This window comes from Bradyrhizobium sp. SRL28 (genome assembly GCF_018596315.1).
Taxonomy (GTDB): Bacteria; Pseudomonadota; Alphaproteobacteria; order Rhizobiales; family Xanthobacteraceae; genus Bradyrhizobium.
Genome location: NZ_JAHEAG010000040.1, coordinates 1 through 12,588, shown reverse-complemented (window position 1 = coordinate 12,588; position 12,588 = coordinate 1). Strand labels below are relative to the sequence as shown.

The window sequence follows — 12,588 nt, the reverse complement described above, 5'->3', positions numbered from 1 at the left end:
ATTGCGCCATTTGCGGCGATGCTGGATCGTCTCTTGCGGCCGGGAGAGCATCCGATCGGCATCGCCTTCGCAACATGCAGTGGAGCGCAGCATGAAAAAGGAAGAACTCGAAGCGATCTCTTGGCGACGGCGAGAAAACCCCTGATCTCGGCCCGATCGAAGACTACCTTCATGCCGTCGCGACGGAACGAAAGCTGCCGGACTTCGCCGTCGGAATGTGCACACTGAGAATCGAGGAAGCCGCGCCGAAATTGCGCGCCGTTCTGCTGCGGGCTGCAGATGGCAAGGAATTGTCGGACGACGAAAGCCTGCTGCTGTTCCGCGGGCTTCATATCCTCGGCGCTGCGCGTGACCGAGAAGCCTGACAGCCGCTCCTGCGCCAGACCGCATACCCGTAGAATGGATTGATCGTCCTCAGTTCGAGGAGGACCTTGCCGAAGCCGAACGCACGCCCGACGACATCGACCGGTTCACGCAACGCAACCTCGGTTACATCGACGATGTGCTCGTGTCGCTGGATTGGACGCGCGGCACCGAAGACGTCTTCGACGAGGACGGCGAGAAAGCCCCGTGGACCGATTTCGCGTATCCGAACGAGCCGGTCAGGAATCCCTGGCGTCACGTCGGACGCAACGATCCATGCCCCTGCGGGAGCGGCAAGAAGGCCAAGAAATGCTGCCTTGCCAATGGCGAGCCGCCGGCGTGACGCCGGCCGGCCGAAGCCTCAATGCGCGGTCATCCAGGCCCGCGCTTCGCGCTGAGCGGTCGCGATTTCGGCATCCGACATCATCGCGGCGACCTCGCGGCGCATGGAGATGGCATCCGCGCGTCCCTTCAGCGCGGCAAGATTGAACCATTTGTGGGCCGCGACCAGATTCACCACGCCGGAACGGCCGCTCGCCCAGTACAGGCCGCGCTCGAACAGCACGTCCGGGATCGCCGTCGCCTCCACTGCAACGGCCGTGTCGAGATCAATTTGCCCCTGAAACATCCGTAGCTCCCCTTTTTATCGTTGCCGCCCTCCCCCGAGTGCGGCCCCTGTCCACTGTTGAAACGCCTGTCATCCCCAACGCCGTTTTCCGGTCTGTTGTTGGGAGGATCATGACCGATCAAATTTGAAGGGCAGTTTAAAGTTCGCGATGAACGGGATGTAAACGCGCGCATCGCGCTGTCTAACGCGAAATCGCAGAAATGCCTGCGGCACAGGGAGAAGTTGCCAATCGTGAAGTTCGGTTTACCCTGCGGTTTCGCAGAACGATAACCATTGTTGCAAGGTCGGTGTCGTCACCATTCGTCACCGGACGGCGCGACACGCCGCGCCATGACGGGTTCCAGCCAATGATCGAGCGTCGAGCAGCTTCTGCCACCATTCGGGAATTCACCGGGCGCTGCGGATACCGAATTCGCGAACGCCGGCGCGCCTGGAACAACAGGTGGAAGCGAAGCAACCGGCTCCTGCGAATGATCAATGATGAATCGGGGAAGACTTTAGCGCCGGACGTCTGATGCGTCGGCCATCGGAGCGCTCCGGCTAGAGCGGGCCGTTCCGGGGAACAGGGGCGTTCCGGGGAACGAGGGCGTCGGCGAACACGTCAGGACCAGATTTCATTCCGGGCTTTTGGGCCCGGTGAAACTGCGGGTGGTTAAGGACACCCGCACCGAACGAAGAAAAACTTGTTTCTTCTGCCGGACCGGTTTTGAAGAAGCGAACTCCCTCGCAATACGATCCAGCCGTTTGACCTGATGTCTCGCCGACACCCTCTTTCGTCGACCAGAGCCTTCAGATTTTTATCCGGGGCTCGTGTGACGTGCCGGCATCAAGCCGCCGGCAATTCTTGGAGAAGCGAAGTTACTTCTTCTTCTTGGCGACCTTGCGGGTCTTCTTCGCAGTCTTCTTCACTGCGCTCTTCGCCTTCTTTGCCTTCTTAGCTTTCTTGGCCATGTTGCCCTCCTAATGTAAGTGAGATGGCTTTAGTCTGCTGCGTGCACTCGGGAATCGAGATGCACTACATCCCGAATACACCAACGCATTCAAAAAAACAGCTTCCCGCTTAAGGAAGTGTTGACGCAGCAAAGTCGGAGTGCGCGAAGCGCCGATGTCGACGACGTCGCAACATGCTCGCGCCCTAATGCAAAAAGTATCGCGATGACGACCGTCGACGTTCGTCAATATTGCAGGAATCGCTTTTACTGCAGCGTTTTTTTGAACTCACGATCATGATGATCGATGAACATCAGTGTCGTAGCGACTCAATGATTCTGTGAAAAAGCCGTGCGCACGGACTCTGAGTCGCGAAATTTGGCAATAAAAAAATTTTCATGGTCACAGCGCCGGACGCGCCCCGACGCTCGCCAAAAATGAATTTTCCGGACGAATCGCGACCACCGATTCGGACGCGCGCTTGCAGTCGCTATGGGGAATTTTTGGATTGCGATGGACGATCGATGTGCACACGCGCGCATCGATCGCGATGTTACCAACGCTGCAAGCGTCCCGTTACGGGACAATTCAGATGCCGAGCTTCGCCTTCAAGAGGTCGTTGACCGCCTGCGGGTTGGCCTTGCCGCCCGACTGCTTCATCACCTGGCCGACGAACCAGCCGGCGAGTTGCGGCTTGGCCTTCGCCTGCGCGACCTTGTCCGGATTGGCCGCGATGATGTCGTCGACGACCTTCTCGATCGCGCCCAAATCCGTGACCTGCTTCATGCCGCGCGCTTCGACCAGCTCGCGCGGGTCACCGCCTTCGGTCCAGACGATCTCGAACAGGTCTTTGGCGATCTTGCCTGATATCGTGCCATCGCCGATCAGGCCGACGATCGCAGCCAGCTGCGCCGCCGACACCGGCGAGCCGGTGATATCGCGGCCTTCCTTGTTAAGACGCCCGAACAGCTCGTTGATCACCCAATTGGCCGCGAGCTTGCCGTCGCGCGCCTTGTCGGCAAGGCCCGCGAGCACGGTTTCGTAGAACACCGCGCTCTCGCGCTCGGCCACCAGCACGCCGGCATCGTAGGGCGACAGACCGAGGCTCTCGATGAAGCGCGCCTTCTTCTGGTCCGGCAGTTCCGGCAGATCCGCCTTGAGCTCATCGACATAGCCTTGCGTGAACTCGAGCGGCAGCAGATCCGGATCCGGGAAATAGCGATAGTCATGCGCTTCTTCCTTGGAGCGCATCGAGCGCGTCTCGCCCTTGTTGGGGTCGAACAGCCGCGTTTCCTGGTCGATCGTGCCGCCATCCTCGATGATCTCGATCTGGCGCCGCGCCTCGTACTCGATCGCCTGGCCGATGAAGTTGATCGAGTTCATGTTCTTGATTTCGCAGCGGGTGCCGAGCGGACCGCCTGGCTTGCGCACGGAAACGTTCACGTCGGCGCGCAGTGAACCCTTCTCCATGTCGCCGTCGCAGGTGCCGAGATAGCGCAGGATCGAACGCAGCTTGGTCACATAGGCCTTGGCCTGTTCGGCATCGCGGATGTCCGGTTTTGACACGATTTCCATCAGCGCCACGCCGCACCGGTTGAGGTCGACATAGGACATGGTCGGTGACTGGTCATGCAGCAGTTTGCCGGCGTCCTGTTCCAGATGGAGCCGCTCGATCCCGACAGTGGCGGTTTTGCCGCCGTCCAGTTCGACCACGACCTCGCCCTCGCCCACGATCGGCGACTTGTACTGGCTGATCTGGTAGCCCTGCGGCGAGTCCGCATAGAAATAGTTCTTGCGGTCGAACACCGAGCGCAGGTTGATCTGCGCGTTGAGGCCAAGCCCCGTGCGCACCGCCTGGCGGACGCACTCTTCATTGATCACGGGCAACATGCCCGGCATCGCGGCGTCGACCAGCGAGACATGGCTATTCGGCTCGCCGCCGAACTCGGTCGAGGCGCCGGAGAACAGTTTTGACTTCGAGGTGACCTGGGCGTGGATCTCCATGCCGATCACGACTTCCCAGTCGCCGGTCTGGCCCTTGATCAGTTTTCCCGGTTTGACCGTCGCGTTCATGCTTTTCCACTCCCGAGCAGCGCGGACACGATCCGCTCCCATTCGGCTTCCAGAGAATCCTTCGCCACCGGCTGGCCGGCCTGGCGGTACCAGTAACCGGCATTGCCGAGATCGCCTTCCACCCGGTGCAGATAGGCATGCACCCAGGCTGAATTCGCGTCACTCTCGTCCTGCACGATCTTGTGCGCACGGTCCCAGTCGCCCTTGGCGGCCCACCACAATGCAGCCAGCGGTGGTTCCAGGTTAGGCGCTGGCGCAGCGTCCGCGAGAGTGGCGCGGAAATCCGCCATCGTTACCACCACCTCTGTGGCGTGAAGCGGCCGGCCGCCTGCTCCACGACTTCGCCGAGCGAGAACAGCGTCTCTTCGTCGAACGGACGGCCGATCAGTTGCAGGCCGAGCGGCAGGCCTTGCGCGTCCGTGCCCGCGGGCACGGCGATGCCGGGCAGTCCCGCCATGTTCACCGTCACCGTAAAAATGTCGTTGAGATACATCTCGACCGGATCGGCACCGCCCTTTTCGCCGACGCCGAAGGCCGCCGATGGCGTCGCAGGCGTCAGGATCGCGCTGATGCCTTTTGCAAAACAGTCCTCAAAATCCTTCTTGATCAGGGTGCGGACCTTTTGCGCGCGCAGGTAATAGGCGTCGTAATAGCCGGCCGACAACACATAGGTGCCGATCATGACGCGGCGGCGGACTTCGTCGCCAAAACCTTCGGCGCGGGTGTTCTCATACAATTCGCCGATCGAGCGGCCGGGCACGCGCAGGCCGTAGCGCACGCCGTCGTAGCGCGCGAGGTTGGACGAGGCCTCCGCGGGCGCCACGATGTAATAGGCCGGCAGCGCGTATTTGGTGTGCGGCAGCGATACATCGACCAGTTCGGCGCCGGCCGCCTTCAGCCACGCCGCACCCTCGCTCCATAGCTTTTCGATTTCCGCCGGCATGCCGTCGAGGCGGTACTCCTTCGGAATGCCGATCTTCATGCCCTTGACGGATTTTCCGATTGCCGCCTCGTAGTCCGGCACCGCGCGATCGACCGAGGTCGTGTCCTTGGGATCGTGCCCTGCCATCGAGCGCATCAGGATCGCGGCATCGCGCGTGGTCCGTGCGATCGGGCCTGCCTGGTCGAGCGAGGACGCGAAGGCCACGATGCCCCAGCGCGAGCAGCGGCCATAGGTCGGCTTGACGCCGACGGTCGCGGTGAAGGCGGCGGGCTGGCGGATCGAACCGCCGGTGTCGGTCGCGGTCGCGCCCATGCAGAGCAGCGCCGCCACGGCGGACGCCGATCCGCCGGACGAGCCACCCGGCACCAGCGTAGTGTTCGAACCTTCGCGCCGCCACGGATTGACCACGGGGCCGAAGCATGAGGTCTCGTTCGACGAGCCCATAGCGAATTCGTCGTTGTTGAGCTTGCCGAGCATCACGGCGCCGTCGCGCCAGAGCTGCGAGGTCACGGTGGATTCGTAAGGCGGCACGAAATTGCCGAGGATCTTTGAGCACGCGGTGGTGCGCACATCCTTGGTCGCGAACAGATCCTTGATCCCCAGCGGAATGCCCGCGAGCGGTCCGCCCTCGCCCTTGGCGATCTTCGCGTCGACCGCGCGCGCCATGTCGCGGGCCTGATCCGGCGTCTCCAGGATGAAGGCATTGAGCACACGCGCGGCTTCGATTGCGGCGAGATGCGCATCCGTCAGTTCGAGCGAGGTGAAAGACTTCTTCGCGAGGCCGGCTTTGGCCTCGGCGATCGTCATCGATGTCAGGTCGGTCATTTATTGATCGGGCTGCAGAAGAAGGGAGAAAGCGTCTTGTCGTTGGCGGGATCGCTGGCGCGGGCCTTGTCGGCGGCCTCGAGCTGATCGAGCACAGCGTCCATCGCCTTGTCGGGATCGGCGGCCTTGCCCTGCCGCTCCATCGCGTCGAGGTAGTTCATGTAGGCCTGATAGGCCTTTTCATCGTCGCAGAGCAGACACATCGGACTTCCGATCTCGATCAGAATACAGGTTACTCGACAACCTTCGGCACCAGGAAGAAATGGTTTTGCGTCTCGGGCGCATTCCTGACGATGTCGTCGGGGATCTCGCCGTCATTGACCACGTCAGTCCGCTTCTTCATTTCCATCGGGGTCACCGAGGTCATCGGTTCGACGCCGTCGACGTTCACTTCCGAAAGCTGCTCCACGAAAGCCAGCATGGCGTTCAGTTCGCCCTGCAGATGGGGAACCTCGGCCTCGGTGACCGCAATTCGCGCGAGCTGCGCGATGCGGCGAACGGTGGCGGCATCAACGGACATAAATATAGGCCTCTAACGGAGAATTCGCATCCGCCGTATAGCAGAGGCCGCTTTTGCACCGCAACCGCGGGAACAGGCTGCCAGGGCCTCGCGGGTACCGAATATCCGCTTTTTACGGACCCAAGGTCGACCTTGCCCAGGCACACAAGATTTTGAGCTCAAAGCGCCCTGACGAAACCATTTCACTTGCTTACGTAGTTGTCCGGAAACAGTCAGGGAATGTAGTCGCGGCCTAGCCAATTGAGAGGCCGCGTCATGTCGACCATCGAGAATGACAGTGCCGGTTCGGAAAGCTGGGATCCTGCCCTTTGGTCCATCGGGACCGTGCTCGGCGTCGCGATCGTCTACCTCGCTTGCTTAACCTGACCAACAGGAGGAGAGCCATGTCTCAGGCTAAGATCCTGCAGGAAAAGGCGGAAATGTTCGAACGTCGCGCCGAAAGCGCGACTGATCCGATCTCGAAGCAACATTACAAAGAAATGGCCGCGCACTACCGGTCGCTGGCCGCCGAGCATCTGGAAGTCGGGCGCGACGAACCGGCGCACTAGAGCCGCAAGAGCGGTTCAAATCGCCGGCTAGCCACCCAACGCGCCGAACCGCGCCAGCGCGGCACCCGCGAGCGAACGGGTCAGTTCCGCCGCCGGCATCTCGCGGCCCATCCGCACGGCTTGTCCGGCCCAGAGATTGGTGAAATCGACCTTGCCGAGCTTTTCGGCCGCCGCCTTGAGCGGCCCGAGCGCGGTGGCGGCGTGCGGGAACGCCGGGGCGTCAGGCGAAATCGGCCCGACCTCGCGCATGACGCGGTTGGCGACGCCGCGCGCAGGACGGCCGGTCATGACATTGGTGATGACGGTGGAATCGTCATGCGCCTGGGCCAGCGCGGTGCGCACCGACGCAATCACCTTCGATTCCGGGCAGCGCAGATAGGCGCTGCCGATCTGCACGCCGGATGCGCCCAGCGCAAACGCCGCCGCGATGCCACGCCCGTCGGCGATGCCGCCGGCTGCGATGACAGGCACCTTCACCGCATCGACCACCTGCGGCACCAGCGCAAACGTGCCGGGCTGCTGGGCGATGTTGTCGGTCAGGAACATGCCGCGATGGCCGCCGGCTTCCGCGCCTTGCGCGATGATGACGTCGGCGCCGTTCTCCTCCAGCCAGATCGCTTCCTTCACGATGGTCGCCGACGACATCACGATGCAGCCTGCCGCCTTGACGCGCTTGACCAGCGCCGGATGCGGCAGGCCGAAATGGAAGCTGACCACTTCCGGCTTCAGCTCTTCCACCACGGCGCACATCGCTTCATCGAACGGCGCACGGTTCGCGGCGTTGACGGGCGCTGCGGGATCGAGGCCCAACTCCTTGTAGTATGACCCAAGCCGGGCCTTCCAGCCGGCTTCACGCGCGGGATCGGCATCGACCGGCGTGTGGCAGAAGAAGTTAATGTTGACCGGCGCGGAGACGCGCTGGCGGATGATGTTGACCTGCTCGCGCGCTTTCTCGGGCGTCATCATCGCGCATGGCAGCGAGCCCAGCGCCCCGCCCTGCGCCGCCGCGATCACCAGTTCGGCATCCATGATGCCGGCCATCGGCGCCTGCACGATCGGAAATTCGGTCTTGAAGAGGTCGATGATCCGGCGGTCTGGCCACATGGTTCTGCTCGCTTGGTTTTGACGATGGACGCGCTCAGGCGGCGACGGAGTTACGCCGCCCGCCCAATATCTGCTCTGCCTCGGTGACGATCCTGTCAACGATTTCGCCGGCCGGCGGGACATCATGGATCAGTCCGACGGACTCGCCGGCAATGACGGCGGCGATGTCGAAATTGCCCGCGGCCTTCGCCGCCGCATATTCGGCGGCGACCGCCTTGACGTTCTGCAGCAGTTCGACCTCGCGTCCCATCCAGCGGCGGGCATGATCGTTGATCAGGCAGCGGCCGGTAAACGGCGCCGGCCAGACATTGTTGCGCGAGAGATCGAAGATGATGCCGCGGACGCTGTTGCCGCTCGACGTGGCGCAGATGCGCCGTTTCGCTTCCTCTGGCCCGTCGCATTCCCGACTGGCATAAAAGCGCGTGCCAAGCAGCGCGCCGGAAGCGCCCAGCATCATCATCGCCGCCAGCCCGCGGCCATCAGCGATGCCGCCGGCAGCCGCGACCGGCACCCGGCCGGCTGCGAGATCGACGATCGCCGGCACGATGTCGATCGTGGTGCGCGACGCACCGTGGCCGCCGGCCTCGGTTCCCTGCGCGATCAGAATGTCAGCGCCAGCATCGAGCGCCTGCCGCGCCATCGCCTCGTCCTGCACCTGGCAGATCAGGAGTGCGCCGGACGATTTGATCCGCGGTGCGAAAGGCTTTGGATCGCCGAACGAAAGCATGATCGCGCGTGGACCGACTTCAAGCGCGATGTCCAGCAGCGCCGGCTGCTTCGCAAGGCTCCAGGTGATGAAGCCGACGCCGAAGGGATCGGAGACATCAGCAAGCTTGGCTGTCTCCTGCTCCAGCCAAGCCTTGTCACCGTAGCCGCCGCCAAGAATCCCAAACCCGCCGGCGGCGCTAACAGCCTTGGTGAGGCGCGCGCCAGCAATGACATCCATCGGTGCCGACAGGATCGGACGCTGGATGCCCAAACGGGCGCTCAGTGGCGTGGAAATCGACATGTCCATTTCTCTGCGATCTGGACACAGACATTAGAGCGAACTACCATTCTCTAAAAATGAATACTAGAGAACGCTATCATCTCAAAAATGAAACGGTCTCCTCCATGGAATTGAGCGATCTCCTGACCTTTTCGACGGTTGCCCGGTTGGGCGGCATCACCCGCGCCGCGGACGAACTCAACACCGTGCAGTCCAACGTCACCCAACGGGTCAAGGCGCTGGAGGCCGAGATCGGCACCGCGCTGTTCGAACGTCACAGCCGCGGCATGACGCTGACCGGCGCCGGCCGTCGGCTGTTGCCCTATGCGCAGCGGATGGCGGCGCTGTCGCGCGAGGCACTGCTGGCGGCGCGTGACGATGGCGAACCGAAGGGACCGCTCGCCATCGGGTCGATGGAGACCACAGCAGCCGTTCGCCTGCCCTCATTGCTCGCCGAATTCCATCGCCGCTTCCCGCAGGTGCGATTGAGCTTGCGGACGTCGACGACGGCCGAACTGGTGGCGGGTGTGCTCAACGGTACGTTTGACGGCGCGTTCGTTGCAGGCCCGATCGAGCATGCCGAACTCGACGCGACAGTCGCTTTCCGCGAAGAACTGGTCCTGGTCACCGCGCGGCGATGGCCAAGCCTTGCCGCTTTGCGTGCGGGCACGCCGGAGTCCGGACCGACCGCGCTGGTGTTTCGTACCGGCTGCACCTACCGACAACGGCTCGAACAGGTCTTCACGGAATTCGGCTGGCCGTCTTCCGCGCGGTTCGAGCTCGGCACGCTCGACGGCATGATCGGCTGCGTCGCCGCCGACATGGGCGTGACGCTGCTGCCGCGCGCCGTGGTCGGGCGGAATGACACGGTGAGCATCCACACGCTGAGCCCGGCGCAGTCCAGGGTTGAGACGCTCTTCATCACCCGCCGCACGGCCCACCAGTACAGCGCGCTACAGGGTTTTGCGTCCTGCCTGAGCGACCATGGCGAGGTTATCGCCGCCTGACATACCAGCGCCGCAGTACTGATCGAACCAAGTCCCTCGCTCCGTCGTCTACCGTCTCACGAGAGCGCCCAAGATATGGTGAGAGCTGTGATGCGAAAGCTATTCAAGACCGCCGCCGAGATCGATAGCTCGTTGCGCGCGGCGGGGGTTCGTGTCGCTGACGCGATGGTCCTGGCGGAGAGTTCGAAGCCGTACATCTGGCTCGAAACCGCACCAGTCGGCGACGAAACCGAGATCGCTTTGGGCGCGACCAAGATAGGAGGAACGCCAGACCTTCCGGCCACGATGCCATGGCCCTGGCGTCCGCCATATCCCGATCATGAGCGGCGGGTCGAAGCGGCGCAGGCTGGCGCAGACCTCTTCAACTCGCAAGACATGGCCGCTGTTCGGGCCGAAACGCTCGACTTTCGGAAGTTGTTTCCGCCCGACGAGCTCGAGCCCTTCGCGGCCGAATCCACAGAGGTCGATTACGGCAGCTCTCATTTCGATTTTCTGGTCGAGAATGCACGACGGACCAGGGAGCCGGCGCCGCTCGGGTTCATCGCACAGGTCAACCTGGCCGACGTCTGGTTTACGGGACCCGTCGATCCGGACATCCCGCGCGAGGGACGGCTTTTGCTTTTTTATGACACCGGCCATCGGCCCGCGGGCGATAGACCGGCAGATATCACGGGCGCCCGGCTGATCCATGATTTGACGCCCGTCGGTTCGTTAAAGCGGGCAAGCCCGCCGGCCGAATTATTGGCTCACAAGCAGACCGCCGGCTTCCGGCCGCAGCGGTGCGTGCTTCATGCCGGCATGTGGCCACCCTATTTCGGCTCCCCCGAATGGAATGCCGAGATCAAAGCCAAGCCGGAGAGGACCGTGCAAGCCTGGTGGTACGAGGTCACCCGGGACGGTCATGATCACCGCTTCGGTGGGCATCCGCTCAAGATTCAGGGCGACATGCGAATCGAATGCGCGCTCGTCACCAAGGGATTCGACCTCAACGCGTGGGATGAGGCGGCCGAGCGGTTGAAATCCGACGCGGCGAATTGGCTGCTGCTGATGCAAATCGCATCCGACGATCGTGCCGGCATGATGTGGGGTGATGTGGGCAACCTCTATGTCTGGATCCATCGGGACGCCTTGCGCGCGCGGCGCTTTGAAGAGGCGCGTGTGATCATGCAGTGCTACTGATGCCAGGCTCTTGGGGGCAGCGGCATTCAACGACGCCGGGGTTGCGGCATGACGCGGGCGAGCTATGCAATCAGCCGCCGCCTGACGCTCCAGCGCCGCAGCGCAACAATGGCTCAGATCGCCTCGACCAGTCCGAACGGCCAGGCCCCCTGCAGAAATCCGTAAATTGAACCTAGCGCGCAGGCGGCCGCAAAGACGAAGATGAACCAGTGGCTGCGATCTTCCAGCGCGTATGCCACGAGCATCGCGGTCACCGCGAACAGGCCGAACAGGCTAAGCGCATCCATTGAACTGCCCCACGCCTTCCGTTGCGCGAAATTTCGCCGCCTCAATCTTGCAACAAATCAAATTGCCGCGCCGCGCTTGCGGCTTCGCGGTGTTCGATCGCAACGCGAACGCCGGCATTAAAAAAACTTCTAGCCGCCCCACACTACTACGTTAGTATGAGCCGCTAGTTACCAAAAACCATAACGTCAATCTGGGAGGGACTGCGATGCGCCTTGCATTCGTACTGAGCTGTTCTGTTGCCTTGTTGGGTACGGTCGGAACGGCAAGCGCTCAGGACTGGACGAAATCGAAATGGGGGCCGAACGACGAGATCGGCGCCGCCAATTACATGACCCCTGAACTCGTCGTGAAGGCAGCGGGGCTCGTCAAGACCGGCAAGACCTACGCACTCGGCATTCCCGTCGACACCAAGACCCCCGCCTATCCGCCGCGTGCTTTCAAGATCACCGTCGTGCAACCCGGTCAGGCCGGCATTCCTGGCCTCGGACCGAGCAAGCTCACCTATAATGATGACATCATCGAGGGCTGGGTCGGCGTCGGCAGCCAGCTCGACGGCCTCGGCCATATCGGCGTCGAGCACGTCTATTACAACGGCAACAAGCTTGCCGACTTCGCCGATCCCACCGGTCTGAAGAAGCTCGGTGTCGAAAAGGTCCCGCCGATGGTGACGCGCGGCGTGCTGCTCGACATGGCCGCGCATTACGGTACCGACGTGGTCAAGGAAGGCACCGCGTTCAACACCAAGGAGATCGAGGAAGTAGCGAAGAAACAGGGCGTCGAAATCCGCCAGGGCGATGTCGTGATCTTCCACACCGGCTGGCTCAGCCTGATCGGCAAGGATGACAAGCGTTTTGGCGCCGGCGAACCCGGTCTTGGCGTCGAGGGTGCCAAATACCTCACCGGCAAGGGTGTGGTCGCTGTCGGCGCCGATACCTGGGGCGTCGAAGCAGTCCCGTTCGAGACCAAGAACATCTTCGAGGTGCACCAGATCCTGCTGCCGATGAACGGCACCTACATTCTCGAAAACATGGACACCGCCGAACTGGCGAAGGACAAGGCTTATGAGTTCCTGTTTGTCCTCGGCCAGCCGCGCTTCAAGGGTGGCGTGCAGAGCATGATCAACCCGATCGCAATCCGGTAGGCCCATATCGGCAGGCGGCGTGACGTTCTCGCATGGACGCCACGCCGCGAT

General features: G+C 62.5%; 15 protein-coding genes. 6 read left to right on the top strand and 9 right to left on the bottom strand.

Annotated features, from left to right (window positions below; all coding sequences use genetic code 11):
- Nucleotides 1-215 precede the first annotated feature (215 nt).
- Both KIP88_RS38100 and KIP88_RS46975 read left to right on the top strand, forming a co-directional pair.
- On the top strand, nt 216-365 hold the full coding sequence (locus KIP88_RS38100; protein WP_214493321.1) for a hypothetical protein: 150 nt from the start codon (nt 216-218) through the stop codon (nt 363-365).
- 143 nt (nt 366-508) lie between these two features.
- The gene (locus tag KIP88_RS46975) at nt 509-706 is read left to right on the top strand and encodes an SEC-C metal-binding domain-containing protein (protein ID WP_308163732.1); all 198 of its coding nucleotides are present in this window, start codon (nt 509-511) and stop codon (nt 704-706) included.
- Nucleotides 707-724: 18 nt separating this feature from the next.
- On the opposite strand, the gene KIP88_RS38090 is transcribed toward KIP88_RS46975, so the two are convergent.
- The 6 genes from KIP88_RS38090 to gatC form a co-directional block, all read right to left on the bottom strand.
- Complete coding sequence (locus KIP88_RS38090) at nt 725-991, bottom strand: hypothetical protein (protein ID WP_214493320.1); 267 nt, start codon at nt 989-991, stop codon at nt 725-727.
- A 1,518-nt stretch (nt 992-2,509) separates the two neighbouring features.
- Nucleotides 2,510-3,994: an Asp-tRNA(Asn)/Glu-tRNA(Gln) amidotransferase subunit GatB gene (gatB, locus tag KIP88_RS38085; protein ID WP_214493319.1), complete on the bottom strand. Its 1,485-nt coding sequence runs from the start codon at nt 3,992-3,994 to the stop codon at nt 2,510-2,512.
- Nucleotides 3,991-4,284, bottom strand: a complete 294-nt coding sequence (locus tag KIP88_RS38080; protein WP_214493318.1) for a hypothetical protein — start codon at nt 4,282-4,284, stop codon at nt 3,991-3,993. Before KIP88_RS38080 ends, gatB begins: the two co-directional genes overlap by 4 nt.
- A 2-nt stretch (nt 4,285-4,286) precedes the next feature.
- Nucleotides 4,287-5,762 (bottom strand): Asp-tRNA(Asn)/Glu-tRNA(Gln) amidotransferase subunit GatA, encoded by a 1,476-nt coding sequence (gene gatA, locus KIP88_RS38075; protein ID WP_214493317.1) that lies wholly within the window; start codon nt 5,760-5,762, stop codon nt 4,287-4,289.
- Nucleotides 5,759-5,965, bottom strand: a complete 207-nt coding sequence (locus tag KIP88_RS38070) for a hypothetical protein (RefSeq protein WP_214493316.1) — start codon at nt 5,963-5,965, stop codon at nt 5,759-5,761. The genes gatA and KIP88_RS38070 overlap by 4 nt, the downstream gene beginning before the upstream one ends.
- Nucleotides 5,966-5,994: 29 nt before the next feature.
- Nucleotides 5,995-6,282, bottom strand: coding sequence for an Asp-tRNA(Asn)/Glu-tRNA(Gln) amidotransferase subunit GatC (gene gatC / locus KIP88_RS38065; RefSeq protein ID WP_214493315.1), 288 nt, complete (start codon nt 6,280-6,282; stop codon nt 5,995-5,997).
- A gap of 383 nt (nt 6,283-6,665) precedes the next feature.
- Between gatC and KIP88_RS38060 the strand changes: the two genes are divergently transcribed.
- A complete protein-coding gene (locus KIP88_RS38060) occupies nt 6,666-6,830 on the top strand; it encodes a hypothetical protein (protein ID WP_214493314.1) in 165 nt (54 codons plus the stop codon).
- Nucleotides 6,831-6,857: 27 nt separating this feature from the next.
- Here KIP88_RS38060 and KIP88_RS38055 read toward each other — a convergent pair whose 3' ends face one another.
- Together KIP88_RS38055 and KIP88_RS38050 are read right to left on the bottom strand one after the other, a co-directional pair.
- Nucleotides 6,858-7,934 (bottom strand): nitronate monooxygenase family protein, encoded by a 1,077-nt coding sequence (locus tag KIP88_RS38055; protein WP_214493313.1) that lies wholly within the window; start codon nt 7,932-7,934, stop codon nt 6,858-6,860.
- A gap of 34 nt (nt 7,935-7,968) precedes the next feature.
- Nucleotides 7,969-8,943, bottom strand: a complete 975-nt coding sequence (locus KIP88_RS38050) for a nitronate monooxygenase family protein (protein WP_214493312.1) — start codon at nt 8,941-8,943, stop codon at nt 7,969-7,971.
- Nucleotides 8,944-9,047: 104 nt separating this feature from the next.
- On the opposite strand from KIP88_RS38050, the gene KIP88_RS38045 reads away from it, so the two are divergent.
- Together KIP88_RS38045 and KIP88_RS38040 are read left to right on the top strand one after the other, a co-directional pair.
- The gene (locus tag KIP88_RS38045) at nt 9,048-9,929 is read left to right on the top strand and encodes a LysR family transcriptional regulator (protein ID WP_214493311.1); all 882 of its coding nucleotides are present in this window, start codon (nt 9,048-9,050) and stop codon (nt 9,927-9,929) included.
- 240 nt (nt 9,930-10,169) lie between these two features.
- Nucleotides 10,170-11,108 (top strand): DUF1963 domain-containing protein, encoded by a 939-nt coding sequence (locus KIP88_RS38040; RefSeq protein WP_214493310.1) that lies wholly within the window; start codon nt 10,170-10,172, stop codon nt 11,106-11,108.
- Between the two features lie 113 nt (nt 11,109-11,221).
- Here the strand turns inward: KIP88_RS38040 and KIP88_RS38035 are convergent, their stop codons facing one another.
- A complete protein-coding gene (locus KIP88_RS38035) occupies nt 11,222-11,395 on the bottom strand; it encodes a hypothetical protein (protein WP_214493309.1) in 174 nt (57 codons plus the stop codon).
- Between the two features lie 206 nt (nt 11,396-11,601).
- Here KIP88_RS38035 and KIP88_RS38030 point away from each other — a divergent pair, with 206 nt between their 5' ends.
- Nucleotides 11,602-12,537 carry a cyclase family protein gene (locus tag KIP88_RS38030; protein WP_214493308.1) on the top strand — a complete coding sequence of 312 codons (936 nt, stop codon included), beginning with the start codon at nt 11,602-11,604 and terminating at the stop codon, nt 12,535-12,537.
- The last annotated feature ends 51 nt before the right edge of the window (nt 12,538-12,588 follow it).

Excerpts from the sequence above, each read along its gene's own strand:
- gatC (WP_214493315.1), bottom strand. The coding sequence starts at position 6,282 with ATGTCCGTTGATGCCGCCACCGTTCGCCGCATCGCGCAGCTCGCGCGA.
- KIP88_RS38070 (WP_214493316.1), bottom strand. The coding sequence starts at position 5,965 with ATGTGTCTGCTCTGCGACGATGAAAAGGCCTATCAGGCCTACATGAAC.
- KIP88_RS38080 (WP_214493318.1), bottom strand. The coding sequence starts at position 4,284 with ATGGCGGATTTCCGCGCCACTCTCGCGGACGCTGCGCCAGCGCCTAAC.
- KIP88_RS38045 (WP_214493311.1), top strand. The coding sequence starts at position 9,048 with ATGGAATTGAGCGATCTCCTGACCTTTTCGACGGTTGCCCGGTTGGGC.
- KIP88_RS38050 (WP_214493312.1), bottom strand. The coding sequence starts at position 8,943 with ATGTCGATTTCCACGCCACTGAGCGCCCGTTTGGGCATCCAGCGTCCG.
- KIP88_RS38035 (WP_214493309.1), bottom strand. The coding sequence starts at position 11,395 with ATGGATGCGCTTAGCCTGTTCGGCCTGTTCGCGGTGACCGCGATGCTC.
- gatA (WP_214493317.1), bottom strand. The coding sequence starts at position 5,762 with ATGACCGACCTGACATCGATGACGATCGCCGAGGCCAAAGCCGGCCTC.
- KIP88_RS38030 (WP_214493308.1), top strand. The coding sequence starts at position 11,602 with ATGCGCCTTGCATTCGTACTGAGCTGTTCTGTTGCCTTGTTGGGTACG.
- KIP88_RS38100 (WP_214493321.1), top strand. The coding sequence starts at position 216 with ATGTGCACACTGAGAATCGAGGAAGCCGCGCCGAAATTGCGCGCCGTT.
- KIP88_RS38060 (WP_214493314.1), top strand. The coding sequence starts at position 6,666 with ATGTCTCAGGCTAAGATCCTGCAGGAAAAGGCGGAAATGTTCGAACGT.
- KIP88_RS38055 (WP_214493313.1), bottom strand. The coding sequence starts at position 7,934 with ATGTGGCCAGACCGCCGGATCATCGACCTCTTCAAGACCGAATTTCCG.
- KIP88_RS38090 (WP_214493320.1), bottom strand. The coding sequence starts at position 991 with ATGTTTCAGGGGCAAATTGATCTCGACACGGCCGTTGCAGTGGAGGCG.
- gatB (WP_214493319.1), bottom strand. The coding sequence starts at position 3,994 with ATGAACGCGACGGTCAAACCGGGAAAACTGATCAAGGGCCAGACCGGC.